The organism is Vibrio sp. 1641 (genome assembly GCF_033339995.1).
GTDB classification, from domain to species: domain Bacteria; phylum Pseudomonadota; class Gammaproteobacteria; order Enterobacterales; family Vibrionaceae; genus Vibrio; species Vibrio alginolyticus.
Map to the genome: position 1 here is coordinate 1 of NZ_JAWOVP010000186.1, position 694 is coordinate 694.

At 45.8% G+C, this 694-nt stretch carries 1 protein-coding gene; it reads left to right on the top strand.

What is annotated here, in order from left to right; translation table 11 throughout:
* Window positions 1-694 (top strand): GGDEF domain-containing protein (locus R7Z47_RS24960; RefSeq protein WP_318130778.1); only part of this gene is annotated, 694 nt, incomplete at both ends.

Genomic DNA, 694 nt, shown 5'->3' on the forward strand with positions numbered 1-694 from the left:
TTTGAGCGAGCTTGTGCCCATCGAACAAGATACCGCGATAGGGGAGTTTTACAGTTCGCAGTTGTCTATCGGCCTCGTCGCGAATGAACGCGGTGCAATGTTAGCGCCATATTTTAGCCGCGCGATCGCGATGTTGGGCGTTGACAAAATTGTGGCTCAATACGATTTGCGTCCAGATTGGCGCACGGCGTTAGAGTATGAGGTGCGATTGGCAACACAAACCCAAGCGGTATTTCTATTCGTACTTGTATTGGCAATTTGTGTTTCTCTCTATCTGTATCGTCAATCCAACACCGATAATTTAACTGGGTTGAGGAATCGTCGCTCTTTGCAAGTTAAGTATCGCCAAGGGGTGACTAAGGATTTGGCGATTCTTTATTTAGATATTAATCACTTCAAACAAATCAACGATACCTACGGTCATTTAGCGGGTGATGAAGTGCTGCAATTGCTTTCGCTGAAGATACATCGAGTGTGGTCTGGGCGAAGCTATCGTATTGGTGGTGACGAATTTATTTTGCTCGGATACCCAACACAAATAGAGCTTTCGCGAGCCGTTCAAGAACTGAGTCGATTGGATGTTACCGATAAATTGTGCGCAGAGCTGAAAACTGTCTCGATTTCAGTTGGTGTTTCTGAGAAACGAAAGCAGCACATGAGCTTGGAACAAGCGCTGCATTTGGCGGATGAAGAT